This window comes from Staphylococcus sp. HGB0015 (assembly GCF_000411275.1).
GTDB lineage: Bacteria > Bacillota > Bacilli > Staphylococcales > Staphylococcaceae > Staphylococcus > Staphylococcus schleiferi.
On the sequence record NZ_KE150417.1, the window covers coordinates 114,074 to 137,409 of the forward strand.

Below are 23,336 nucleotides of genomic sequence, written 5' to 3' on the forward strand. Positions count from 1 at the left end.
TGTTATTTCATGCTTTTATGAATTGTTTCGATGTTAGATTTCATCATTTTGTAGTATGAATCTCCGTTACTACCTTTTTTACCAATAGAGTCTGTGTAAACTGTGCCGTAAATTTTCGCACCTGTTTCTTCTCCTAAGCTCTTCATGCTCTTATCACTTACACTTGTTTCAAGAAGAAGGTTTTTGATGTGATTTTGTTTAACGAAGTCAATCGCTTGTTTCATTTGTTCTGGTGTACCTTGGTTTTCAGTGTTGATTTCCCAAATATAACCTGGTGTTACATCATATTGTTTTGCGAAGTATTTGAATGCACCTTCACTTGTAATCATGACACGTTTTTCTTTTGGAATATCACTAAATTCGTCTTTACTTTTATTGTTTAGTTTTTCTAATTTGTCTAAGTAAGATTTACCATTTTTTTCAAAAGTAGATTTATGTGATGAATCTGCTTTTTCTAATGCATCTTTGATGTTTTTAACGTATTGGATCCCATTATCTAAACTTAACCATGCGTGAGGATCAATGTTGTGTTCTGATTTTTCACCTTTTTTCAAGTAGATAGGATCAACATGTTTAGAAGCTTGAATAACTGAAGAATCGTCTAATGATTTGTTAGCTTGTTTTAATGCTTTTTCAAACCAACCATTCCCACTTTCTAAGTTGAACCCATTATAAATAATAATATCGGCGTCAGTTAATGCTTTAACGTCTTTAGGCTTAATTTCATATTCATGAGGGTCTTGACCGACAGGAACGATGCTATGAATTTCTGCTTCATCGCCTGTAATATTTTTTGCCATATCATATAAGATTGAGTTTGTTGTTACAATCTTAAGTTTATGATCTTTATGTCCTTGATCAGAAGAGTTACATGCTGTTAAAAGAAAAACAATCGATAAAATCGATAAAAGTGTAAGAATTCGTTTACTCATGATTTTTGATACGCTCCTTTATGTGAGATGTTGTTAAATTTAGTCAGTGCAAAAACAAGTGCATACAATATTGCAGCGATGAGGACGATAACCGCACCACTTGGTAAATTCAATATAAAGCTAACATAGATGCCTATTGTAGAGCTGATAACGCTAAACAAACTAGAAACGAGCATCATTGTAGATAATCTTTTTGTTATGAGATAAGCTGTTGAAGCAGGTGTAATGAGTAGGGCAACAACAAGGATGACACCTACAGTTTGAACACTTGCCACGATAACGAGTGCTAAAAGTAACATAACAAAATAATGCATAAATGTAGTATTGAGCCCACTCATTCGACTGAACACAGGATCAAATGTAGACATTTTTAAAGGTCGAAAAAGAATGATAATCAAACTCAATACAATGATACTAACAACCAATGCAGTATAAAATGCGGACTGAGTAATGGCTAAGATATTACCAAAAAGAATGTGATATAAGTCTGTTGCTGAATGAATTAAGCTGATTAAAATAATACCTAAAGCGAGAAAGGCGGTAAATGTAATACCGATTGCTGCATCCTTTTTAGTTTTTGATTTGTCCGAAATATAACCAATAATTGTACTACTGAGCATACCTGTAATAAGTGCGCCGATAAACATAGGAATATTGAAAAGAAATGATAAAGCAACACCAGGTAAGACGGCATGACTCATTGCGTCCCCCATAAGTGAAAGCCCTCTAAGAACAATCAAACATCCGACAACGCCACATACAATGCCGACTAAGATGGCTGTACTCATAGCCCGTGACAAAAATTGATATTCAAAGAGATGTTGAATGAATGACATCTTGTGATGACTCCTTTCCATGGGGATTTTGGTCTTGTAATTTTGTTGAATGGTGTCGACTTAAAAAGACAGATTCTATGTTTTCTGTTTTTAAGGCTTCGGAACTTGCGCCTAAAAATGCGACAGATTGGTTTAAGAGTAAAATACGATCAAAATATTCAGAAGCTGTTGTGAGGTCATGATGTACAATTAAAATGAGTTTACCTTGCTGTTTTAATGCTTTAAGTTTGTTGTAAATGATGTGTTCACTTTTGAAGTCGATACCTACAAATGGCTCATCAAGCAAATAAACCACGCTATCTGACATGAGGGCGCGAGCGATGAACACACGCTGGAGTTGTCCGCCACTAAGCGCATGCAATTGTCGTTTGCGTAAATCAAAAAGTTCTAACTCTTTTAATAACGCGTCTCTTTTATCGCGAATGGATTTTGGTACACGTTTAAACCATCCGATTTCTTGATAGCAGCCAGATAAAACTAAATCCTGTACATTGATTGGGAAGTCAAGATCAAGTACAGATTTTTGTGGTATATATGTAATATCTGTTAAATGTTGTTGTGTCGGTTTTTGGTTAAGTAAAATCGTGCCTTCAGCAGGTAATTCGCCAATAATAGATTTGATTAAAGAGGACTTACCACTCCCATTGGGGCCCATAATTCCAATCATTTCACCATTCAATGGTAAATCTAATGTGATGTTTTTCAAAACATGTTTTTGACCTAAAAATAGGTTTAGGTTTTTTATGGATAACATATTAACACCACCTTTCTTGTGTTTTAGGTTACCCTAATAAAGTATATTATAAATAGAAAATTGTCAATATCAATAGAATTCGTGATACAATAAATTGTATATGTGAAAGAGGTGAGCATATGTTAACTGAGGAAAAAGAAGACTATCTTAAAGCAATTTTAAGTCATGATGGCGTTCATAGTTATGTGTCAAATAAAACGTTATCAGGATTTTTGAATATTAAACCTCCATCTGTGAGCGAAATGGTAGGACGCTTGGAAAAAGAAGGCTATGTCATAACGAAGCCTTATAAAGGCGTAAAGTTATCAGAACTAGGACTGACTTATACATTAGATGTAATTAAGCGACATCGTTTAATAGAATTATTTTTAATAAAGATTTTAAATTATACGTGGGAAGAAGTTCATAGTGAAGCAGAGGTGCTCGAGCACCGTGTATCTGAACTATTTGTGGAACGTTTGGACGAGCTGTTGAATTATCCGGAAACATGTCCGCACGGTGGTGTGATTCCACGAAACAATCAATATGAAGAAATTTATAAAACCCCGTTATTGCAGTTTTATGCAGGGGATACAGTGACGATTCGACGTGTCCGTGACCGATCGGAGTTACTTGTATTCTTATCGAGCAAAGCTTTATCAATCGGTGATACCGTTACAATAGTAGAAAAAGATGAAATCAATCAATTATTAGAATTGCAAAATAAAGACGAAAAAGTTACATTAAGCTATCATAACGCAGATGTAATCTTCGTTGAAAAAGTACAATAAAAATAAGCGAGTCATCATTTTAATATAACGTAACAAGAGGCTGGGACATCAACCCCAAAATAAATAGCGCTGAGATGATTTTAATAGAAAATCGTCTCAGCGCTTCTTTTTATGATAAAACTTCGCATTCAATTAAGCTAAATTGAGTTGAAACTTCAGCCCCTAAGCAAACGCGTTTATGGAGTCATGATTATCAAAAAACTATGTCCAAAACCCTTTATCATGCATGCTTAGCTATGAAAAGATATGAAAGCTATATGTCCATGTGTAATAAAGTGTTAGGAGATTGACTGCAATCCAAAACATTGAAAATAAAAATGTCGGAAGGTGCGTCAACGCTTTTAGTGCGGTTCCATCCCACTGGGTTTGTGAACGTGAAAATGTGAGTTGCAAAATCGTTATCGTTGATAATATGACTTCTCCTAATAAAGTTCCTAAAATAAAATGATAAACGAACATATATATGAAGGAATAATTTGTTAAGTTTTCAGATTGAATCCCAAAATAACCGATAAGTGTTAAGAATAAGATAATCAAAATCGGAACTAATTTTCTAGAGGTCTTCCATGTGAAATAAATAAAAATTAAAATGTATAGCATCAATAATAACGCGCCCTGGCCTTTACTTTGAAGATAAAGACCTAAACATAACATCATCGGAGGTGTTAAATATCCACCTAGCGTTGTAAAGATTTGTCCTGTTCGATGGCGACTTTGTGTGACAGCGTATCCTTGTTGCCCTGTCGCATTACGTTCACGTCTAGTTGCGACAACTACAAAATCTATCACGCGACCACCAGATAATTTATTAAATAAGATATGTCCCCATTCATGAGTCAAGACAGGAATATAATTCATTGCAATATCTAGTATAGAAAATAAAGGGCGATGATGATAATAGCGACTGATTAAGTAAATTGCAGTTAGGGTGCAAAGTAATACACCTGAAATTGGAATCGGCGAAGTCAACCAAGAATATCCGTGCATATATGTCCATCCTTTCAGAGCCAATATAATGATTATAACGGTTGAACGAAAAAGGGACTATGGACTAAAGTCTTAAAGTTGAAAGTATAACTATACGAAGACACCTATTCAATTGAGGGTAAATATTCATTTTCAATAGACGATGAAATGAGGACGTTGCGCTCTTTTTAAAATAGGAGAAAAACAGCCTCATACTTTAGCATGAAAAGATTTCTTTTAGCTTGATTTTGGTGTAAAATGTGTTAAAGTAACATAAACATATTGTAAACTAAAAGTAAAAACAAACTGAAATGATAGAGAGAATGAAGGTGAAACTATGGCAAAAGTAATGCCTAGTGGAGAGCGTGAGGGAACTTTTACACATCCTGATATCACGACAATGCAAGAAGCATATCGTTTAAAAGACAAAAATGCACAAGTCAAAGTGATGAATGTTATGTTTGATAATGTCAATTTATTAGACATGCATCAAAATATTTTAAAATATATGCATAGTGAGACAAAACACAATTTATTCATCGTGACAGCAAACCCAGAAATCGTTCATTACGCTTCAGAAAACCCGAAATATCATAAAATGATTGAACAGGCAGATTATATTGTGCCTGATGGAACAGGAATTGTTAAAGCGGCGCGTATTCTAGGCCAACCTTTACAAGAACGTGTTCCTGGTATCGAAGTAATGGAAACATGTTTAAATATTGCTGATTTAGAACATAAAAAAGTGTTTTTACTTGGTGCAACATCACCTGTCGTTGAAAAAGCGGCAAGACGTATCCAACGACAATTTCCAAATATTGAAATTCAAACACACCATGGTTTTATAGACATTACAGATCAAGAAGTCATCGAGCAAGTGCGTCAGTTTAATCCGGATTTCATTTTTGTTGGCATGGGTTATCCTAAGCAAGAACAATGGATTCAGCACAACCGACATCATTTTGATCATACATTGATGATGGGGATTGGTGGTGCTATTGATGTTTTTAGTGGGGAGGTTAAAAGAGCACCTTATGTGTGGCGCGCACTTAATTTAGAATGGGCGTATCGTTGTTTGACAGATATGAAACGTATCCGTAGATTACAGAGAATTCCTAAATTCGTTGTAGGGGTTTATAAACAGAAATATTTCGATCAATCAAAATAATTTAAAGGTAGGGCGATGAATTGACGCTCTACCTTTAATTATTTAAAAATGAAGCAAGTTATACGACGGTAAATCAAATGTATCAGCTACCAGAGCTGTAGCACGGCAAGGAGAGCGTTATCATCATAATAAAAACATAATATCAATCATAAAAAACGCGAGCGATTCAGGTCGTATTTAAAGGGACGACTGGAGTTGCTCGCGCTTTGTTTGAAAAAATTGATTGAAACACTAAGATTTATTGAATGAAAGGTATCATTTTTGGGTATTGTGCAAATATGCAATTGCATGATTGATGATCCGTTTATTTTACAACAAAACGTTTTTCATCTAAGCTGCTTCGAAAAGCTTTTTGATCAGCAATGGATTTTTTCTTAAAGTCTTTAAGGAAAGCTTCATACTGAGGAAGTACATCATCAACTGAACCAAATTCTTTAAGTTGGCCTGCTTCAATCCAAGCAATTTTAGTACAAAATTCTTTCACTTGGCGCAAGTTATGACTTACAAAGAAAATCGTTTTTTGTGCTTCTTTAAATTCATAGATTTTTTTCAAGCTTTTTTGAGTAAACGTTTGGTCACCTACAGAAAGGGCTTCATCAATGACGAGTATTTCAGGGTTAATTGTTACACTGATTGAAAAGCCGAGTTTTGAGCGCATCCCACTTGAATATTTTTTCACGGGTTGGTATATAAACTCACCAAGTTCACTAAACTCTACAATTTCAGGTGTTAATGCTTTAATTTGATGTTTATCGAATCCCATGCATAGCATTTTAAATTCGATATTTTCCATGCCGGTTAAATTACCATTTAGGCCAGCGTTAATCGCGATGACACTCACATCACCTTTTTTATCAATATGACCATTAGTCGGCGTGAGCGAGCCACCAATCATATTGCTGAGTGTTGATTTACCTGAGCCATTAATACCGACGAGACCGATTACATCACCAGCATAAGCCTGAAACGAAATGTCTTTTAAAGCATAAAATGTTTTGTTTTTATGCTTTGGCCATAAAGCATCTTTGATACGCTCTTTATTGTTACGATAAATACGATATTCTTTTGTCACTTGATTAATATTGACAGTTGGATTCATCTGAGAACATTCCTTACATTAATTGATAATATTTATGAGAATTTCGTTTTTTGCTTTCATCATTCGTTGTCTATAGATTATAATATATTACTAAGTGGTTGTTAAATTTGTGAAGCTATTGTAAAGTATTAGGGATACAATGTATCTATTTTACTCAAATAGTTGAACATTTTCAATTAAAGAATAGGTGATGAGACACTCTAGGTCAATATATTCATTTTATAGCGACCTTGTTTTGGTATTGAGTGAATTATCCAATATGTGAAAGCGTGGTAAATTATGAATTCAGTTAGAATCGTATTAAAGGAGCATTTAAAAAGTTTCTACCTTATTCAACGGTTAGCACAATTCCAACTTAAAATTTCAAATCATAATAATTATCTTGGATTAGCTTGGGAGATTATTAATCCGGTAATACAAATTTTGGTTTATTGGTTTGTCTTTGGATTTGGGATTCGTAGCAACCACCCAATAGAAGGGATACCGTTCATATATTGGCTATTAGTCGGTATTAGTATGTGGTTCTTCATTAACCAAGGTATTTTAGAAGGCACGAAATCGATTACGATGAAATACGGTCAGGTTGCGAAGATGAACTTTCCACTATCGATTATTCCAACTTATATCGTCACAAGTAAACTTTATGGTCACTTGGCACTTGTATTCGCTATTATAATATTGTGTATTTTATCTGGTATTATGCCAACAATTTATATCATTCAGTTATTTTTATACATTCCGTTTGCATACTTCTTCACGATATCTGTAACACTATTAACGTCAACGTTAGGTGTGCTCGTGAGAGATACACAAATGGCAATGCAAGCATTATTAAGGGTCCTTTTCTATGCATCGCCTATATTATGGCACCCTGCAATAGGGTCATTAGCAGAAAAGATTTTGAAGTTTAATCCAATCTTTTTTATAGCAGAGAGCTACCGTGCTGCGATACTGTATCATCAATGGTATTTCATAGAGCATTGGCATCTTGCACTATATAATGTATTGGTTACAGTTGTAATATTTATCGTTGGTTCGATGTTACATATGCGCTACAGAGATCACTTTGCAGATTTTATGTAATGAGAACACGCCTTCAATACAGTGGTTTGTGTTGGGGGCTTTTTGTTCATTCGACAACATTTTAAGGTGGTGAAGAACAATGATGCGATATTATATTAAAATGTTTTATATTTATATTATTAAATTTTTAAGTCGTTTATACAGTCATTTACGTGTGGATGCGAACCATATTGTTTTTTTAATGACTTTTAAAGAAGATGAATTGCCCATTATCTATCAATTAAGTGAAAATGGTTTTCGCGTTACTGTTTTTGCGAAAAAGAAGGATTTCAGTTTTTTAGAGAATCGACAAAATATTACTTATCACCCACTTAAATTTTCTTCCATTTTGAAACAGTTGTCAGCGCTAGCAACCGCTAAGATTATCTTTATTGATACGTATTATTTATTAATGGCAGGATTAAATAAAAAGAGTGGACAGACAGTCATTCAAACTTGGCATGCGGCAGGTGCGCTTAAAAAGTTTGGTTTAGAAGATCGCTCAGTAGATTTAAACAATCACAAATTAGTCGAACAGTATCGTGCTGTCTATCAAGCAACAGATAAATATCTCGTAGGCGGCCAACAAATGTCACACTGTTTTGAAAAAGCTTTTGAAGCGGAATACGAGCAGTTGATTGGGTTTGGGAGTCCGCGCTTGACCACATATCGACAATTAGATATAGAAGCACACAAGCAAAAGTTAAAGCAGGAGCTCGGAATCGAAAATAAAGTTGCTGTTTATTTACCAACCTATAGAGAGCAAGGTCAAAATAATCGCACTATCGATAAAGTGACTTTTGAAACGACTGTACCGGGATATACTTTATTGAGTAAGTATCATCCTACAGTTCCTGCTGCAGTGAACAACACAAAAGTATGCACACTTGATCTGATTGTTATGGCAGATTTAATCATTACAGATTATAGCTCACTTGCGATAGAAGCGAGTATTATTGATACGCCTGCACTCTTTTATGTCTATGATGAGGCTGAATATGATGAGATCAGAGGTCTCAATGAATATTATCAAGCCATTCCACAAGATTACAAAGTTTATAATGAGCATGACTTATATGCCCGTATTAGAAAAGGAAACTTAAAACCACTATTTGAAAAGTGGCACCAATTTAATACGAGAGAGAGTCTCAATCAGGTGGTTAATTATGTAGAAAAACTCGTGAGGATTTAAAATCTATATTCATATATTTTAGGAATTAAGAATTGTTTATGCTATAATTTTAACAAAATGTAAATATATTAATAGATTATTAAGGAGATGTAAAGATGAAGCGTGTCATTACATATGGAACATACGATCTTTTACACTATGGACATATTGAATTACTACGACGTGCTCGTGAAATGGGAGATTATTTAATTGTTGCGCTCTCAAGTGATGAATTCAATCGAATCAAAAATAAAAAGTCATATTACAATTTTGAACAACGTAAAATGATGTTAGAATCGATTCGTTATGTAGATCTTGTGATTCCTGAAAATGATTGGGGTCAAAAAGAAACTGACGTAGAAAAGTATGAAATTGATACTTTCGTAATGGGTCATGACTGGGAAGGCGAATTTGATTTCTTAAAAGACAAATGTGAAGTGATTTATTTAAAACGTACAGAAGGCATTTCTACAACTCAAATTAAGAAAGAGTTGTATGGTAAAGATGCAAAATAGTCGTAAATTAAAAAAGGCTTAGAAATTTTGAAGTTACCAAAATTTCTAAGCCTTTTTTTGATTGTCGCATAGGTTGCTTGAGACTCAGTGTAAAACAATGAGTTTATTTTATTTACGACGGAATCGGCTCATAAGACTGTAAAATACGATAGATAGAAAGACGACAATAACACCGAAAGCGAGGATCGTCATCCATGGATGTGTTTGCCAACTTGAAATGACGACAGATTTAGATTCATAGATAAATGGGTTTTCTACTTCTACTTTAGGTGGTCCATCATGTTTTGTGATGAATTTACGATCATAATCAAGATGAACATGGTTATCATCAATCACAAAATGATAAGGTTTTTTTAGGTTTTTAGGAACGACGTCATATAAATCTTTTGTGACGTAATACGTTTTACCATCGATTTTATGCTTCCCTTTAGAGAGGACTTTTTTATAGTCATATAATGCAAAACTATAATTAATCGCGCTCGCGCTCATCATATTCCGTTGTTTTTCGCCACCGAGGTGTTTATAATCGCCAGCTCCCATAATGATGTGAAATATACGGAATTTTCCACGTTTTGTCGTTAAGGAATTATTGTAATCTGCAATATCACTAGAACCTGTTTTTAAGCCATCTGTGCCTTCTAAGCTCATATTGCCACCTTCTAGTAAATCATTAAAAGTGTAATAGGTTACACCGTGTTGTGTAGGTGCGATTTGTTTAGTGAAATGTAAAATTTTAGGTGTATCTTGAACGGTATGTTGCGCTAAAATGGCGTAATCATGGGCTGTTGAAATAGAGGAAGACTCATTTTGGTATCTTTTAGGAACAAATTCTAATAGCAGTCGATTTTCTGCACCAGTTGGATTCACGTAATGCGTGTGATTCATACCTAAAGATTTTGCAGTCTGGTTCATTTTATCTACAAAATCAGATGTATTGTCAGAAACTTGATTAGCCAAAATAAGTGCAGCCGCATTACTTGAAGCAGAAACAGTAATTTGAAGTAACTCTGCTATTGTATAAGTCTCACCCGGATAAAGCTTTGTATTACTTAATTCCGGTAGTGTTGACATTCTATAATGCTCAGGTGTGATTTTAACTGTGTCATTTAATGATAATTTTTTCTCTTTTACCGCTTGAAGTGTTAAATACATTGTCATAAGTTTTGTCATTGAGGCTGGATACCATTCTTTTTGACTATTATAGTCGTATAAAATTTGGCCAGTTTGACTGATATTGATGCCACCTTCAGGTTGGAACGGCAAAGTTACCGGATAACCACTTTGTTGAGCAAGTTCAACAGGTGAAGGTGTATATGCACGCGCGAAAGGTGTTATAATTGTGGTAGCGAAGAATACAGCCACGATAGATAGTATTAATTTTTTCATTTGCATACAGACTCCTCAATCTAAAACTATAAATTGATAAACAACAAACGTCATTTTATCATAAAGCTTGTTGTTAATAAATCGGTACTTTGGCTGATTTTTTACAAAGGTGCCCTTGTTTTAGTTACGAGTCGTAGTCATTGTGGTTTAACAAAAAACACCGATTTTAATTATTCTAGGTAAAAATGACTAAAATTTAATGCGGTAGACTGCTCGCACAAAGAAGGAAGACTCACGGATTACTTATTGCGAAGAAAATTACGAATAAATGAGGTATGTCACTATGAGAAAAGATAACCCACTCCTATATTTATTGAAAAAGATTTCATGGCCGGTGGGTCTCATTATTATCGCTGTGATTATCGCTTCATTAGGAAGCCTTAGCGGCCTGCTTGTTCCACTCTTTACTGGGAAGATGGTAGATAAGTTCACAGTTGCATCGATTAATCCGATCTTCATTGTTATATTGCTCGTTGTGTTTATCTTAAACGCGTTATTGAGCGGTATCGGATATTATTTGTTGAATAAAATTGGTGAAAAAATCATTTATGCCATCCGTTCAGTGTTGTGGCAGCATATTATTCATTTAAAGATGCCATTTTTTGACAAAAATGAAAGTGGTCAATTGATGAGTCGTTTAACTGATGATACGAAAGTGATTAATGATTTTATATCACAAAAGTTGCCTAACTTTTTCCCATCCATTATTACGTTGATTGGTTCTTTAATTTTATTGTTTGTTTTAGATTGGCAAATGACGCTATTAACATTTATTACAATTCCTATATTTGTGTTGATTATGATACCACTCGGTAAGATTATGCAAAAAATCTCAACAAATACACAAAGCGAGATTGCCAATTTTAGTGGGTTATTGGGACGTGTTTTAACTGAAATGCGCTTAGTGAAAGTAGCAAACACAGAAAAGCGAGAATTAAATCTTGCACATGATAATTTACTTAAAATTTATGGATTAGGGTTAAAACAAGCCAAGATAGCGGCGATTGTTCAACCTGTTTCTGGCATAATCATGTTATTAACAATTGGGATTATTTTAGGTTTTGGTGGCTTGCGTATTGCTTCTGGCGCTATTTCTGCAGGGACACTTGTAGCCATGATATTTTATGTATTAAATTTATCAGTGCCACTTATCAATTTATCTACACTTATCACGGATTATAAAAAAGCAGTAGGGGCAAGTAGCCGAATTTATGAAATACTACAAGAGCCAATGGAAGTCATTGATGATCCGAGCGAGACACATCTGATTGAATCAGGAGATTTATCATTTGAACACGTTGACTTTAGCTACGATGTTGCGCCTGTTTTAAAAGACGTCTCTTTTAATGTTGTTAGAGGCGAAGTGACAGCGTTCGTTGGACCATCGGGTTCAGGGAAAAGTACAATCTTCAGTTTGATTGAGCGTATGTATGATGTTAATGGTGGTGATATTACATATCATAATCAATCTATATACAATCTTTCCCTAACGGATTGGAGAAGAAAAATAGGTTACGTTATGCAAAGTAATGCAATGATGAATGGCACGATTAAAGACAATATTTTATATGGTATTGATCGCGAAGTTTCTGATGAAGAGCTTATCCATTATGCACGACTTGCACATTGTCATGACTTTATTATGGAATTCGAGCAAGGATACGATACGATTGTGGGTGAACGTGGCTTGAAATTATCAGGTGGTCAACGTCAACGTATTGACATTGCACGTAGTTTTGTCAAAAATCCGGATATTTTATTACTGGATGAAGCAACGGCGAATTTAGACAGTGAAAGTGAGCGTAAGATTCAAGAAGCATTAGATGTGTTAATGGAAAATCGCACTACGATTGTCATTGCACACCGTCTATCTACAATTAAAAAAGCAGGGCAAATCATCTTTTTAGATCAAGGACGTGTTACAGGTAAAGGCCGACATGAAGTATTAATGCAGACTCATGAAAAATATCAACAATTTGTAGAAACGCAAAATTTAACTGATAACAAAACAACAAAGCGTGATGCGTAATTTTGTGAAGGATTTTATCCATCAGGCATTTTTATGGTATGCCTTTGATGCAATTAAAGCGCCTCGCGATGTTATGTTGTTAGCTAAAGGAAAGGGTGGTATGTTGTTTCGTTTCAACGTTTCACCTCATCTATTGTTAAATCAATAAAGGAGAATTTCAGCGAATGAAATTCTCCTTTTTGTATTACTGCAAATGTTTTGGTAACTGTTTAGTAGAACAAGATTTGTTGACCTCACAAGCGCTACATTGTCCTTGCTTAGATTTTTTTATATAACGTGTCGTTACAAAGACAACGTAACAAACTATAAGTGCAATGAGTATTAAATTTAAAAGTAATGTCATTAACGGTTTCCCCCTTAAAAGAAAATTGAACCGATTTGATAAACTGCGAGTGATAAGACATAAGCAATCGTGACTGGGTAAACGAGTGCGAGCAAGGTCCATTTCCATGATGTCGTTTCTTTACGAATCGCCGCGACAGTCGCCAGACAAGGTGTATATAGCAAAATAAAAACCATAAATGAATAAGCAGATAAAGCTGTAAAGTGTGACGAAATCATTGATACAAGGGCGTTTTCATCTACTGAATAAATGATTGCCATCGCACTGACAACGACTTCTTTGGCTAAAAATCCTGGTATTAATGTAGCAGCTGTTTGCCATGAACTAAAACCTAAAGGTGCGATAAGAGGTGCAATAGCAGCCCCGATTAAATGCAAGAAGCTTTGTTCTACCGGTACATGAAACCCCGATGGACCAGAATAATTGAGCAGCCAGATGATGACAGAACCAGCAAAAATAAATGTCCCTGCTTTTTTAACAAATCCTTTTCCTTTTTCCCAAGTGCTTCTCCATAATGTTTTAATAGATGGCAAGCGATATGGGGGTAATTCGACTACAAAAATAGAAGTGTCTTTTTTCAAAATTGTTTTTGAAAGGACCCAACTGACGAATAAAGCTACGATGATACCAAGAACATAAAGACTTAAAACAACGAGTGCTTGATGTTGCGCGAAAAATATAGCAACAAACAATCCATACACAGGAAGCCTTGCAGAACAAGACATAAAAGGGGCAATCAGTATTGTCGTTAAACGTTCTTTTTCTTCTTCGATACTTCTTGCGGCCATAATTCCAGGTACATTACAACCAAACCCGATAATCATTGGGATAAAAGACTTTCCGTTTAGTCCAAATTTTTCCATAATTCGATCCATAATGACTGCAATTCGTGCCATATAGCCAGAATCTTCTAACAAAGATATGAAGAAAAACAAGACAAGAATCTGAGGAACAAAGACAAGTACGCCTCCGACACCAGCGATAATTCCGTCTGTGACTAAATCTTGAAGTGCTGGATAGATACCGAGATGTGTCATAGCATCACGTGTAAAGTCAGTTAAAGGGCCACCGAAAAATTCATCCAGTTGATCTGATAAGGGTGTACCTATCCATGTAAATGTCGTTTGAAAAATCAGCCACATGATACCAAGAAAGATAGGAATCCCTAAAATTTTATGTGTCAGTAACGCATCTATTCGTTCTGTAACATAGTGTCGTTGCGTATCTGGATATTGAACAACGTCTGCCAATATAGCGTCAATGTAGGATTGTCTACACTGAACAATATGATGTTCAATGTCAATTGTATGTGTAGACATAAATGCATTTTTAATATCATTTAATGCGTCGCACGTTTGAGAATCTAAGTACGTTAGAACAGATGGATTTTTGAGTAAATATTGAATCGCTAAAAAACGATATTGTGCCTTTTCTAATTTCAATTGAGAAGGCATTGCTTGTTGTAATTGTTGAAGCAAGTTTTCAATCGCTTCACCATAGTTGATTTTTAAAGGACGTTGTTTTGAAATATGATGATCTGTCAGGGCGTTAAGCATATCATCACTACCCTTTCCAGTTCTTGCAATGACTGGAATGACAGGGACGTGTAATTTCCTCATGAGTTTCTGATAGTCAATCCGAATGCCACGCTTATTAGCAACATCTATCATGTTTAAACCTATGAGGATTGGTGCGCCGAATTCTAACAATTGTATCGTCAAATTAAAATTACGTTTGATTTGTGCGGCATCTATAATATTAATCATGCCGTCGAATGATTCATGTAATAAAAAGTCAGTTACAACAGTTTCGTCACGCGAAATAGGAACTAAATCGTAAATGCCAGGTAAATCAATTAAATGACCATTTTTCTTTTTTAATTGCCCGACCTTTTTTTCAACAGTGACACCACTCCAATTGCCAACATAAGCATAAGAGCCGGTAAGTGCATTAAACAATGATGTTTTTCCAACATTAGGGTTCCCTAAAATACAATATGCATTACTCATAGGCCTGCTCCAATAGGATGTCACAAGCATCACAATTTCGTATACAAATTTGTTGGCCGTTAATTTTTAAAGTACAAGGCCCTTTAAATAAACCTTTTTGATGAATAGATAAGCAACAACCTTCCACACATCCAAGCGCGCGTAAACGATGCTTCAAATGAATGTTTTGCGTTTCTAAAGCTTTGACTCGATAGTTTCTTCCAACCTCAGCATTTGCAACATGTAACATACTCCCACCTACTTATCGTTAATGATAATCATTTTCATTTAATTATAGAATACCTTGAATTATATTTGTTAGCAATAGTGATTTTAGAAAGAATATGTAAAATTATTGAATTTAATCAAAAATTTTGTTGGACTAGAACGGCATTCAGCTGGACTTTAAAGTCTAAATAACGTGAAATAGTCAAGTTTTACTCGTCGCTTCATTTAAGGCGGATGCATAATCCATTCAGTTTAACAATATGCGAATCAGTTTGGATATGTGTGTGATAGTTAGCTAGGTCGGCATGACTCGATGAACTGCATTGTTCATCTCGACATATGAGAATGTCGTTTGTCGTGGGCTATACGTAATGGAAGAAAGAGGGGTTTTTGACCTAAATATTATTAAAAAAACATATTCTCACTATGTCATACGCGTGGTATACTTGTTGTGTTAAAAACAGTTGAAAGGTAAGAGGTAAATCCTTATGTATTTGATCATTAACATTATTGGTTTGTTTGTATTTTTGGGTGTTGCATATCTGTGTTCACGTGACCGTAAAAATATACAATGGGGTTCTATCGCTGTCTTAGTTGTATTGAACCTTATCTTAGCTTGGTTTTTCGTATACTTCCCTGCTGGAACTTTAGCCGTTAAAAAAGCAGCAGAAGGTATCTCTTGGGTAATAGATGCTGCATTTGCAGGTATAGGTTTTGCATTTAAAAGTTGGACAGAAGTCAAACAGTTAGATATGGCTGTTGCTGCGCTTTTCCCTATTTTATTAGTTGTGCCTTTGTTTGACATTTTAATGTATTTCCGTATTTTGCCATGGATTATGCGTGCAATTGGTTGGGTGTTAGCCAAAATTACACGTCAACCTAAATTTGAAGCATTCTTTGGTATTGAAATGATGTTTTTAGGTAACACTGAAGCACTTGCGGTTTCGAGTGAACAATTAAAGCGCATGAAAGAAACACGTGTGTTAACGATTGCAATGATGTCAATGAGTTCTGTATCTGGTGCGATTGTTGGGGCTTACGTCACAATGATTCCAGGTGAATTAGTATTGACAGCCATCCCATTAAATATTGTTAATGCGATGATTGTAGCTTCAATTTTGAATCCAGTTAAAGTTGAAGTAAATGACGATGTTATTTATGACTTACGTGAAAATGAAGCGCGTCAACCGTTCTTCTCATTCTTGGGAGATTCAGTATTAAATGCTGGTAAGCTTGTTTTAATTATCATTGCTTTCGTTATTAGTTTTGTTGCTTTAGCAGAATTGGCAGACCGTTTGATCCACCTTATCAGTAGTGGTATTGCACACTTATTCCACTTAAAAGGAAGCATTGGTCTAGACCAAGTTTTAGGTGTATTTATGTGGCCGTTTGCATTCTTATTAGGTCTACCGTCAGATGAAGTGTGGAAAGTTGCACAAAATATGGCGAAGAAAATTGTGACAAACGAATTTGTTGTCATGGGTGAAATTACTGGTGAAATTAATAGTTATACACCGCACCACCGCGCTGTTATTTCTACATTCTTAATTTCTTTCGCTAACTTCTCAACAATTGGTATGATTATCGGTACATTAAAAGGGATTGTTAATGAAAAGACGTCTGATTTTGTTTCTAAATATGTACCAATGATGTTATTAGCGGGTATTTTAGTTTCATTATTAACAGCAGGTTTTGTAGGTTTATTCGCTTGGTAATTGTGATTCCGGTGAGCGACGGAATGAAAAAATGAGGGAGCAGGACATCATCGTCCTGTCTCTCTCTTTTTTATGTGTAAGTGATGATATTGAAAGGTTAATGTCTTAAACTGTGAGTAGCCCATATCAGCTTATTATTCCAAATGAAATTAACGCATAAAAGAAGCAGCCCAGCGCTTGCTGAACTGCCTTAGACGGGAAATGAATAATTTAGATTGATATTCGAGCATGATATCAACCTCGAGCAAAAAATCTCTCTTACTATAAAAAACACAAAGGAGATGGCCTCTTGTTGACTAGTAAACTAGCAACAAATAAGGTAATTCATATTATACACACTTTTACACCATAAGTAAACTAAATATTCAGAAATTTAACACTTTAATAAAATCGTTTACACTAACTCGGAATTCAAGGGTACGAATTGTCATAAAGTTGTGATAATATGGCTAATGACAATATAAAAAGACAATCTTAAGATGAAGGGAATGGTTTGGTGAGCAGAACAATTAGAGATTTAATTTTAGTCGTTTTAGGTGCGTTTATATTTTCAGCCGGCGTAAATGCATTTATTATCACTGCGGATCTTGGTGAAGGCGGTGTAACAGGGCTCGCAATCATTTTATACTATGCATTTCACTTATCTCCAGCTATCACAAACTTTGTGGTGAATGCGATTTTAATCGGTGTGGGGTATAAATTTTTAAGTAAAAGAAGTATGTATTTAACCATACTAGCGACGGTATTGATTTCTATTTTCCTTAGTTTAACTGAGTCATGGCATGTAAAAACGGATGATGTCATTATTAATGCGATATTCGGTGGTTTCTCTGTAGGATTAGGAATCGGTATTATTGTATTGGCGGGAGGTACGACTGCAGGAACAACTATTTTGGCGCGTATCGCAAATAAATATTTAGATGTGAGTACACCCAATGCCTTACTCTTCTTCGATTTAATTGTTGTGCTGATCTCGTTGACAGTCATTCCTTTAGACCGTGCTCTGTTAACAATTATTAGTTTGTACATAGGTACAAAAGTAATGGACTTTGTTATAGAAGGATTAAATCCTAAAAAAGCTGTAACCATCATCTCTAAAGAGCCAGATCGCATTGCTAAAATGATTGATGAAGATATAGGCAGAGGTATTACTATACTCAACGGTCGCGGTTACTTTTCAAAAAAAGAAACAGATGTTTTGTATGCAGTGATTAGTAAAACGCAATTATCACGGACGAAGCGCATGATACGAAAAATTGATGAAAACGCGTTTGTAGTCGTCCATGACGTTCGTGATGTATACGGTAATGGCTTTTTAGTAGAAGACTAATTTAAAAGGACATTTTTAAGAAAAGTGGATATGAGTAGCATGAGTGGGATAGTTACCAAATAGTTTGGACTATCTCACTTTTTTATTTTTGTTAAATAAAAGTATCAATCGTTTAACAAACAGACGTTTTTCGTTTCGTTTAATGTATGTATATCAATTAAGTTTCAGTTAGAAATTTCTAGCAAAGGATGATATACTAACAAATATATGATAATGATTATCAATTGGATGAAATAGATCTACAAAATAGCGTGATATAAATAGAAAACTGGTCACGTCTATCTCGTAATGTACAAATAACGCTTTTCATAATAGGAATGGAAGCGGAATCGTTTTAAGAAAGAAGGATGACGATGAACAGATTAATAGGTAAAGAAGTTTCTATCGGATATGGTGAACGTGTCATTGTGAACAACTTAGACGTTGCTATACCAGATGGGAAAATTACGTCCATTATAGGGCCAAATGGTTGTGGGAAGTCTACATTACTGAAGGCCTTATCACGATTACTGAATACTAAAAGTGGCGAAATCTCTTTAGATGGTAAAAATATTCATACACAATCTACAAAAGAAATTGCGAAAAAAATCGCGATTTTACCTCAATCACCAGATGTAGCAGATGGGCTAACTGCGGGTGAATTGGTTTCTTACGGTCGATTTCCACATCAAAAAGGGTTTGGACGTCTTAATGAAGAAGATAAAAAAGAAATCGATTGGGCGATGCGTGTAACAGGAACAATTGATTTTAAACATCGTGCAGTCAATGATTTAAGTGGCGGTCAACGTCAACGCGTATGGATTGCGATGGCTTTGGCTCAAAAAACAGATATTATCTTTTTAGATGAACCGACGACTTATTTAGATATTTCACATCAACTTGAAATTTTAGAGCTCGTACAAGAACTGAATGCGAAACATGGGACAACGATTATTATGGTCTTACATGATATTAACCAAGCAATTCGTTTTTCTGACCATCTGATTGCGATGAAAAATGGTGATATCGTTAAGCAAGGTGAAACGCATGAGGTGTTAACGAACGAGATTTTAGAAAAAGTATTTAATATTGATGCGGAACTGAGCACTGATCCTCGAACAGGCAAGCCAATGTTAGTGACTTATAATTTATTGTGTAAGCACTATGAGAAAGCATAAAGCGGTAAGGCATGGCGTATTCAAATGTTAAATAAAATTAAAATTGTTAAATTAAATTATGCATTGCAACTGATTTGTGCACTTGTGATACTCATATTTGTGTTTGTTCTTTCTATTTTATTGGGTGAGGCGCATGTCAATTTGTCAACGATTGCTGCAGCCATATTCCATTATGATCCATCGATTCAAGCACATAATATTATTTCTGAAATTCGTATCCCGCGTAATATTGGAGCGGTATTAGTAGGGGTTGCTTTAGCCACAGCGGGTGCAGTGATTCAAGGCGTCACAAAAAATGGATTAGCAGACCCCAGTTTAATTGGTTTAAACGCTGGGGCTGCTTTTGCGTTGGCAGTGACTTATGCATTTTTCCCCTCTGCGCCTTTTACGGTGCTTATTTTGGCCGGATTTATAGGCGCTATTTTTGGCGGTACAATCGTGATGATGATTGGCTCGTCAAGACGTGATGGATTTAATCCAATGCGGCTGATTCTTGCGGGTGCAGCGGTTAGTGCTCTTTTGACTGCATTAAGTCAAGGGATTGCATTAATTTATCGTCTGAATCAGTCTATTAATTTTTGGAGTGCTGGCGGTGTGTCCGGTACAAACTGGCAACAAATTATGATTAGTGCGCCCATTGTGTTAGTTGTTTTAGCTTTATTTATTCTTATAAGTCGCCAACTGACGATTTTAAGTTTAGGTGAAACTTTGGCAACTGGTTTAGGACAAAATGTAAAATGGATTCGTACACTAGCTTTAGTGCTCTCAATGTTATTAGCGGGGATATCAGTGGCGATGGTAGGTCAGATTGCTTTTATTGGTCTGATTGTGCCCCATATCGTACGTTATTTAGTAGGAACTGATTATATCAAAGTACTCCCAATGGCAGCGGTCATGGGTGGAACGTTAGTCCTATTGGCAGATTTAGTTGCAAGATTACTGGGAGAAGCGCCTATGAGTGCTATTATTTCTTTTATAGGTGTCCCTTATTTCTTCTACCTCATTCGAAAAGGGGGTAGTACGATATGATTCATCCAAAATTGAAACGGAAGCAACGCATTGTTTTAGTGACTGCTATTATCGTACTCTGTTTAGCTATAGTCTGGAATCTCACAACTGGTGAATATGCGATGTCCTATCGTCGTATTATTCAAACGTTTTTAGGCCAAGGGAATGCAGCAGATCAATTGATATTGATTGATTTCCGATTGCCGCGTATGTTGATTACACTTATGGCGGGTATCGCTCTAAGTTTGAGTGGCGTGATTTTACAAAGTGTGACTAAAAATCCATTAGCAGAGCCTGGTATATTAGGTATTAATGCAGGAAGTGGCTTTGCTATCGCATTGTTTATCGCAATTGGTCAAATCCAATCGGATCAGTTTGTTTATGTTTTACCTATCATCAGTATGGTAGGTGGACTGTTGACGGCTTTTGCAATTTTCATCTTGAGTTATCAAGGGGATAAAGGTCTTTCTCCAGCAAGTATGGTATTGATTGGTGTCGGGATGTCGACTGCGTTGTCAGGTGCTGCGCTTACGCTAATGTCGACATTTGACAAAGATCAATCTGAATTTATAGCCACTTGGTTGGCAGGCAATATTTGGGGCGATACATGGCCTTTTGTATTCGCGTTTTTACCTTGGCTTATTATTTTAGTGCCTATTGTTATCTTTCAATCTGAAACTTTAAATATTTTAAATACAAGTGATACGATTGCTAAAAGTGTGGGTGTTCCGCTTAATAAAGCACGTATTTTATTAATTTTGATTGCTGTTCTCTTGTCTAGCGCTGCAGTGTCAGTGGCGGGAGCAATTGGATTTATCGGCTTAATGGGGCCTCATATTGCAAAGTCAATGGTAGGACCAAGACATCAATTATTTATACCGATTTCTATTGTCATTGGTGCTTTACTGCTGACTGTTTCAGATACATTAGGAAAAATTTTATTACAACCGAGCGGCGTACCAGCAGGTCTCGTCGTTGCTGTGATTGGTGCGCCTTACTTTTTGTATTTGATGTATCGAACACGTTCTGTATGATTTCAATCCTTAGACTGAGCGTGATAGATATAAAATATGTTAGAATGTAAATATATGAGATAATACGATAAAAATATAACTTAATGTGGCAGGTCAAACTGCAATCTTAATGTAATTATGTTAAGATAGTGGTAAATGGACATAGGCACATTCAGGAGGACAAGCCATGCAAGATTTAATAAAGAAACATGTCTTAAACGGCGAATTTGAAGCGGTAAAAAACTTAATGTCTGCAACTGACTTTTTAGCTTTTGAAGAAGCGTATATCTCTAGTGCACATGAGGAAGAAAGTGTCATGTATTATACATGTTTGCTTGATATGATTAAAGCGGAAGAAACAGCAGAAATTCATGATTTAGCTTTCTTATTACTTGTATATCCATTGAGTGATGTGCCAGGCGCATTAGATGCTGCATATTATCATGCTAAATCATCAATTGATTTGACTGAAGGTAAAGAAGTAAAAAGTTTATTACAAATGTTACTGTTGCATGCAATTCCAGAGCCTGTTATTTCTGATAAAAGGGCTTTTAGTGTTGCAAAACAAATCTTAAAGCTTGATCCAAATAATAAAGTGGCCAGAAACGTATTGAAAGAAACAGCGAAACGTATGGATCAAGTAGTGGTTGATTTTGATCAATTAAACCATTATAAAGACGCATAAAGCAATGTACGATCGCAAACGGATGTATGAACGAGGCGGAAATTTTATCCAACAAGATTTCTGTCTCGTTTTTTTATTGCATCACCTTGAATCGAAGTGCCTATCATCAATATTGTCGTGTCTAATTGATACATTAAGCAATAGATTTTTTGGTTCTTCATTTTTTATGGTGGGATGACATAAGTCATCCTGCTTTTTTGTACAAAAATAGCGCAAATGCCTCTATAATTTTAAGTGACTAAACCAAAAATAAAGGAGACATATTGCGCCTATGTGTAATGATATATTAAAGTTACTAAAAATTAAAGATAATAATATTAAAATCACTAAAGTGGAAGAAGATGTAGTTATTAGAGGTAAGAAATCTAACGTCATCTTTGGTACCCTTTCATACAAGCCTATGACTTGTCCTCACTGTTATCATACGAATCCAAACTGAATACACAAACACGGAAAACGTTTATCGCGAATTACTTTTTTAAGATTCCAAGAGATAGCAGTGTATTTAAATCTGTTAAAACAACGTTTTAAATGTATGGATGGAAAGTGTTACGCTTCTACAGAAAGTATGAGGATATCATTGCTTATACGATTGGAACCCCTCAATTCAATAATGGTGCGATTGAAGGAATTAATCAAAAAGTTAAACTGATTAAATTTCATATGGCTATCGCAACTTTTATAACTTCAAAATCGCATTTTTATTATTTTTAGACTGTATAAAAGATCAAAGAAAAAAGCAATGCCACTTTTCAATAGTGAAATTGCTTAAATAGATTGCGTATCGAGTCGAGACTCCCGAGGCATAGAGCCGAAACCGAAAATCCATTTTGGCTTCTTATGAGCTACAATAAAAGCCAAAATTAGTTGAGGTAAGGCGCCTGGGAAAGCGAGACTCGAAGAAGCAATCGGAAGTTTGCGACTTAATTATTATAGACACATAACCACCATATAAAGTGTACAGCCGATTTTTTGTAGTTAAAGATAAGTAAAGGTTGAAATTTAAAAGGGGATTTTCGAGACTTAAATGAGTATAAAATTACTCTAAAAGCGTACGTAAAAACTTTTGGGTTCAAAAAATACCTATAAAATTTTAAGAATTCTATGAAATCTTTTGTTGAATCTATTCATAATTAGAATAAATATGCATAATTGATTGCCTGTAACGTGTGTTTATTCAT

23 protein-coding genes are annotated in these 23,336 nt (G+C 35.2%); 14 read left to right on the plus strand and 9 right to left on the minus strand.

Features of this window, described 5'->3' with window-relative positions; translation table 11 throughout:
- Positions 1-2 precede the first annotated feature (2 nt).
- From mntC to HMPREF1208_RS00565, 3 genes are read right to left on the minus strand one after another with little or no spacing between them, the layout of a single operon-like run.
- On the minus strand, positions 3-932 hold the full coding sequence (mntC, locus tag HMPREF1208_RS00555) for a manganese ABC transporter substrate-binding lipoprotein MntC (protein ID WP_016424379.1): 930 nt from the start codon (positions 930-932) through the stop codon (positions 3-5).
- Positions 929-1,768: a metal ABC transporter permease gene (locus tag HMPREF1208_RS00560; protein WP_016424380.1), complete on the minus strand. Its 840-nt coding sequence runs from the start codon at positions 1,766-1,768 to the stop codon at positions 929-931. The genes mntC and HMPREF1208_RS00560 overlap by 4 nt, the downstream gene beginning before the upstream one ends.
- Complete coding sequence (locus HMPREF1208_RS00565) at positions 1,743-2,522, minus strand: metal ABC transporter ATP-binding protein (protein ID WP_016424381.1); 780 nt, start codon at positions 2,520-2,522, stop codon at positions 1,743-1,745. The genes HMPREF1208_RS00560 and HMPREF1208_RS00565 overlap by 26 nt, the downstream gene beginning before the upstream one ends.
- A gap of 119 nt (positions 2,523-2,641) precedes the next feature.
- Here HMPREF1208_RS00565 and HMPREF1208_RS00570 point away from each other — a divergent pair, with 119 nt between their 5' ends.
- The gene (locus HMPREF1208_RS00570; protein ID WP_016424382.1) at positions 2,642-3,292 is read left to right on the plus strand and encodes a metal-dependent transcriptional regulator; all 651 of its coding nucleotides are present in this window, start codon (positions 2,642-2,644) and stop codon (positions 3,290-3,292) included.
- Between the two features lie 234 nt (positions 3,293-3,526).
- Here the strand turns inward: HMPREF1208_RS00570 and HMPREF1208_RS00575 are convergent, their stop codons facing one another.
- A complete protein-coding gene (locus tag HMPREF1208_RS00575) occupies positions 3,527-4,279 on the minus strand; it encodes a M50 family metallopeptidase (RefSeq protein WP_016424383.1) in 753 nt (250 codons plus the stop codon).
- Positions 4,280-4,658: 379 nt separating this feature from the next.
- On the opposite strand from HMPREF1208_RS00575, the gene tarA reads away from it, so the two are divergent.
- Positions 4,659-5,426 (plus strand): N-acetylglucosaminyldiphosphoundecaprenol N-acetyl-beta-D-mannosaminyltransferase TarA, encoded by a 768-nt coding sequence (tarA, locus tag HMPREF1208_RS00580; protein WP_051116762.1) that lies wholly within the window; start codon positions 4,659-4,661, stop codon positions 5,424-5,426.
- 304 nt (positions 5,427-5,730) lie between these two features.
- Here the strand turns inward: tarA and tagH are convergent, their stop codons facing one another.
- Complete coding sequence (gene tagH / locus HMPREF1208_RS00585; RefSeq protein WP_016424385.1) at positions 5,731-6,525, minus strand: teichoic acids export ABC transporter ATP-binding subunit TagH; 795 nt, start codon at positions 6,523-6,525, stop codon at positions 5,731-5,733.
- A 279-nt stretch (positions 6,526-6,804) separates the two neighbouring features.
- Here tagH and HMPREF1208_RS00590 point away from each other — a divergent pair, with 279 nt between their 5' ends.
- The 3 genes from HMPREF1208_RS00590 (at position 6,805) to tagD (ending at position 9,273) form a co-directional block, all read left to right on the plus strand.
- Positions 6,805-7,608 (plus strand): ABC transporter permease, encoded by an 804-nt coding sequence (locus HMPREF1208_RS00590; RefSeq protein ID WP_016424386.1) that lies wholly within the window; start codon positions 6,805-6,807, stop codon positions 7,606-7,608.
- A 79-nt stretch (positions 7,609-7,687) separates the two neighbouring features.
- The gene (gene tarB / locus HMPREF1208_RS00595) at positions 7,688-8,779 is read left to right on the plus strand and encodes a teichoic acid glycerol-phosphate primase TarB (protein WP_016424387.1); all 1,092 of its coding nucleotides are present in this window, start codon (positions 7,688-7,690) and stop codon (positions 8,777-8,779) included.
- Between the two features lie 95 nt (positions 8,780-8,874).
- Positions 8,875-9,273: a glycerol-3-phosphate cytidylyltransferase gene (tagD, locus tag HMPREF1208_RS00600; protein WP_016424388.1), complete on the plus strand. Its 399-nt coding sequence runs from the start codon at positions 8,875-8,877 to the stop codon at positions 9,271-9,273.
- A gap of 108 nt (positions 9,274-9,381) precedes the next feature.
- On the opposite strand, the gene pbp4 is transcribed toward tagD, so the two are convergent.
- Positions 9,382-10,659 (minus strand): penicillin-binding protein PBP4, encoded by a 1,278-nt coding sequence (gene pbp4 / locus HMPREF1208_RS00605; protein ID WP_037559184.1) that lies wholly within the window; start codon positions 10,657-10,659, stop codon positions 9,382-9,384.
- Positions 10,660-10,942: 283 nt separating this feature from the next.
- Here pbp4 and HMPREF1208_RS00610 point away from each other — a divergent pair, with 283 nt between their 5' ends.
- A complete protein-coding gene (locus HMPREF1208_RS00610) occupies positions 10,943-12,688 on the plus strand; it encodes an ABC transporter ATP-binding protein (RefSeq protein WP_016424390.1) in 1,746 nt (581 codons plus the stop codon).
- A 184-nt stretch (positions 12,689-12,872) separates the two neighbouring features.
- Here the strand turns inward: HMPREF1208_RS00610 and HMPREF1208_RS12555 are convergent, their stop codons facing one another.
- From HMPREF1208_RS12555 to HMPREF1208_RS00620, 3 genes are read right to left on the minus strand one after another with little or no spacing between them, the layout of a single operon-like run.
- Entirely contained in the window at positions 12,873-13,139 is a 267-nt protein-coding gene (locus HMPREF1208_RS12555; protein WP_306669212.1) for a FeoB-associated Cys-rich membrane protein, read from the minus strand.
- Positions 13,046-15,040: a ferrous iron transport protein B gene (feoB, locus tag HMPREF1208_RS00615; protein WP_016424392.1), complete on the minus strand. Its 1,995-nt coding sequence runs from the start codon at positions 15,038-15,040 to the stop codon at positions 13,046-13,048. The genes HMPREF1208_RS12555 and feoB overlap by 94 nt, the downstream gene beginning before the upstream one ends.
- Complete coding sequence (locus HMPREF1208_RS00620; protein ID WP_016424393.1) at positions 15,033-15,269, minus strand: FeoA family protein; 237 nt, start codon at positions 15,267-15,269, stop codon at positions 15,033-15,035. Before HMPREF1208_RS00620 ends, feoB begins: the two co-directional genes overlap by 8 nt.
- A gap of 466 nt (positions 15,270-15,735) precedes the next feature.
- Between HMPREF1208_RS00620 and HMPREF1208_RS00625 the strand changes: the two genes are divergently transcribed.
- The 8 genes from HMPREF1208_RS00625 to HMPREF1208_RS11960 all read left to right on the plus strand — a co-directional run bounded on the left by HMPREF1208_RS00625 (position 15,736) and on the right by HMPREF1208_RS11960 (position 22,869).
- The gene (locus HMPREF1208_RS00625) at positions 15,736-16,962 is read left to right on the plus strand and encodes a NupC/NupG family nucleoside CNT transporter (RefSeq protein ID WP_016424394.1); all 1,227 of its coding nucleotides are present in this window, start codon (positions 15,736-15,738) and stop codon (positions 16,960-16,962) included.
- Positions 16,963-17,458: 496 nt separating this feature from the next.
- The gene (locus HMPREF1208_RS00630) at positions 17,459-18,292 is read left to right on the plus strand and encodes a YitT family protein (RefSeq protein ID WP_016424395.1); all 834 of its coding nucleotides are present in this window, start codon (positions 17,459-17,461) and stop codon (positions 18,290-18,292) included.
- Positions 18,293-18,645: 353 nt separating this feature from the next.
- Complete coding sequence (locus HMPREF1208_RS00635) at positions 18,646-19,449, plus strand: ABC transporter ATP-binding protein (protein WP_016424396.1); 804 nt, start codon at positions 18,646-18,648, stop codon at positions 19,447-19,449.
- A gap of 24 nt (positions 19,450-19,473) precedes the next feature.
- Positions 19,474-20,478, plus strand: coding sequence for a FecCD family ABC transporter permease (locus HMPREF1208_RS00640; protein ID WP_016424397.1), 1,005 nt, complete (start codon positions 19,474-19,476; stop codon positions 20,476-20,478).
- Positions 20,475-21,491 carry a FecCD family ABC transporter permease gene (locus tag HMPREF1208_RS00645; protein ID WP_016424398.1) on the plus strand — a complete coding sequence of 339 codons (1,017 nt, stop codon included), beginning with the start codon at positions 20,475-20,477 and terminating at the stop codon, positions 21,489-21,491. The genes HMPREF1208_RS00640 and HMPREF1208_RS00645 overlap by 4 nt, the downstream gene beginning before the upstream one ends.
- A gap of 166 nt (positions 21,492-21,657) precedes the next feature.
- Positions 21,658-22,155, plus strand: a complete 498-nt coding sequence (locus HMPREF1208_RS00650; protein ID WP_016424399.1) for a hypothetical protein — start codon at positions 21,658-21,660, stop codon at positions 22,153-22,155.
- Between the two features lie 271 nt (positions 22,156-22,426).
- Positions 22,427-22,594 carry a hypothetical protein gene (locus HMPREF1208_RS11955; protein WP_016424400.1) on the plus strand — a complete coding sequence of 56 codons (168 nt, stop codon included), beginning with the start codon at positions 22,427-22,429 and terminating at the stop codon, positions 22,592-22,594.
- A gap of 92 nt (positions 22,595-22,686) precedes the next feature.
- The gene (locus tag HMPREF1208_RS11960; RefSeq protein ID WP_154840298.1) at positions 22,687-22,869 is read left to right on the plus strand and encodes a hypothetical protein; all 183 of its coding nucleotides are present in this window, start codon (positions 22,687-22,689) and stop codon (positions 22,867-22,869) included.
- Positions 22,870-23,336 lie beyond the last annotated feature (467 nt).

What these genes read in the sequence shown, in the direction of transcription:
- pbp4 (WP_037559184.1), bottom strand. Translation starts at nt 10,659, where the DNA reads ATGAAAAAATTAATACTATCTATCGTGGCTGTATTCTTCGCTACCACA.
- tarB (WP_016424387.1), top strand. Translation starts at nt 7,688, where the DNA reads ATGATGCGATATTATATTAAAATGTTTTATATTTATATTATTAAATTT.
- HMPREF1208_RS11960 (WP_154840298.1), top strand. Translation starts at nt 22,687, where the DNA reads ATGTATGGATGGAAAGTGTTACGCTTCTACAGAAAGTATGAGGATATC.
- feoB (WP_016424392.1), bottom strand. Translation starts at nt 15,040, where the DNA reads ATGAGTAATGCATATTGTATTTTAGGGAACCCTAATGTTGGAAAAACA.
- tagD (WP_016424388.1), top strand. Translation starts at nt 8,875, where the DNA reads ATGAAGCGTGTCATTACATATGGAACATACGATCTTTTACACTATGGA.
- HMPREF1208_RS00575 (WP_016424383.1), bottom strand. Translation starts at nt 4,279, where the DNA reads ATGCACGGATATTCTTGGTTGACTTCGCCGATTCCAATTTCAGGTGTA.
- HMPREF1208_RS00650 (WP_016424399.1), top strand. Translation starts at nt 21,658, where the DNA reads ATGCAAGATTTAATAAAGAAACATGTCTTAAACGGCGAATTTGAAGCG.
- HMPREF1208_RS00625 (WP_016424394.1), top strand. Translation starts at nt 15,736, where the DNA reads ATGTATTTGATCATTAACATTATTGGTTTGTTTGTATTTTTGGGTGTT.
- HMPREF1208_RS00610 (WP_016424390.1), top strand. Translation starts at nt 10,943, where the DNA reads ATGAGAAAAGATAACCCACTCCTATATTTATTGAAAAAGATTTCATGG.
- HMPREF1208_RS00590 (WP_016424386.1), top strand. Translation starts at nt 6,805, where the DNA reads ATGAATTCAGTTAGAATCGTATTAAAGGAGCATTTAAAAAGTTTCTAC.
- HMPREF1208_RS00620 (WP_016424393.1), bottom strand. Translation starts at nt 15,269, where the DNA reads ATGTTACATGTTGCAAATGCTGAGGTTGGAAGAAACTATCGAGTCAAA.
- HMPREF1208_RS00640 (WP_016424397.1), top strand. Translation starts at nt 19,474, where the DNA reads ATGTTAAATAAAATTAAAATTGTTAAATTAAATTATGCATTGCAACTG.
- HMPREF1208_RS11955 (WP_016424400.1), top strand. Translation starts at nt 22,427, where the DNA reads ATGTGTAATGATATATTAAAGTTACTAAAAATTAAAGATAATAATATT.
- HMPREF1208_RS00560 (WP_016424380.1), bottom strand. Translation starts at nt 1,768, where the DNA reads ATGTCATTCATTCAACATCTCTTTGAATATCAATTTTTGTCACGGGCT.
- tarA (WP_051116762.1), top strand. Translation starts at nt 4,659, where the DNA reads ATGCAAGAAGCATATCGTTTAAAAGACAAAAATGCACAAGTCAAAGTG.
- HMPREF1208_RS00570 (WP_016424382.1), top strand. Translation starts at nt 2,642, where the DNA reads ATGTTAACTGAGGAAAAAGAAGACTATCTTAAAGCAATTTTAAGTCAT.
- HMPREF1208_RS00565 (WP_016424381.1), bottom strand. Translation starts at nt 2,522, where the DNA reads ATGTTATCCATAAAAAACCTAAACCTATTTTTAGGTCAAAAACATGTT.
- tagH (WP_016424385.1), bottom strand. Translation starts at nt 6,525, where the DNA reads ATGAATCCAACTGTCAATATTAATCAAGTGACAAAAGAATATCGTATT.
- HMPREF1208_RS12555 (WP_306669212.1), bottom strand. Translation starts at nt 13,139, where the DNA reads ATGGAAATGGACCTTGCTCGCACTCGTTTACCCAGTCACGATTGCTTA.
- mntC (WP_016424379.1), bottom strand. Translation starts at nt 932, where the DNA reads ATGAGTAAACGAATTCTTACACTTTTATCGATTTTATCGATTGTTTTT.
- HMPREF1208_RS00635 (WP_016424396.1), top strand. Translation starts at nt 18,646, where the DNA reads ATGAACAGATTAATAGGTAAAGAAGTTTCTATCGGATATGGTGAACGT.
- HMPREF1208_RS00645 (WP_016424398.1), top strand. Translation starts at nt 20,475, where the DNA reads ATGATTCATCCAAAATTGAAACGGAAGCAACGCATTGTTTTAGTGACT.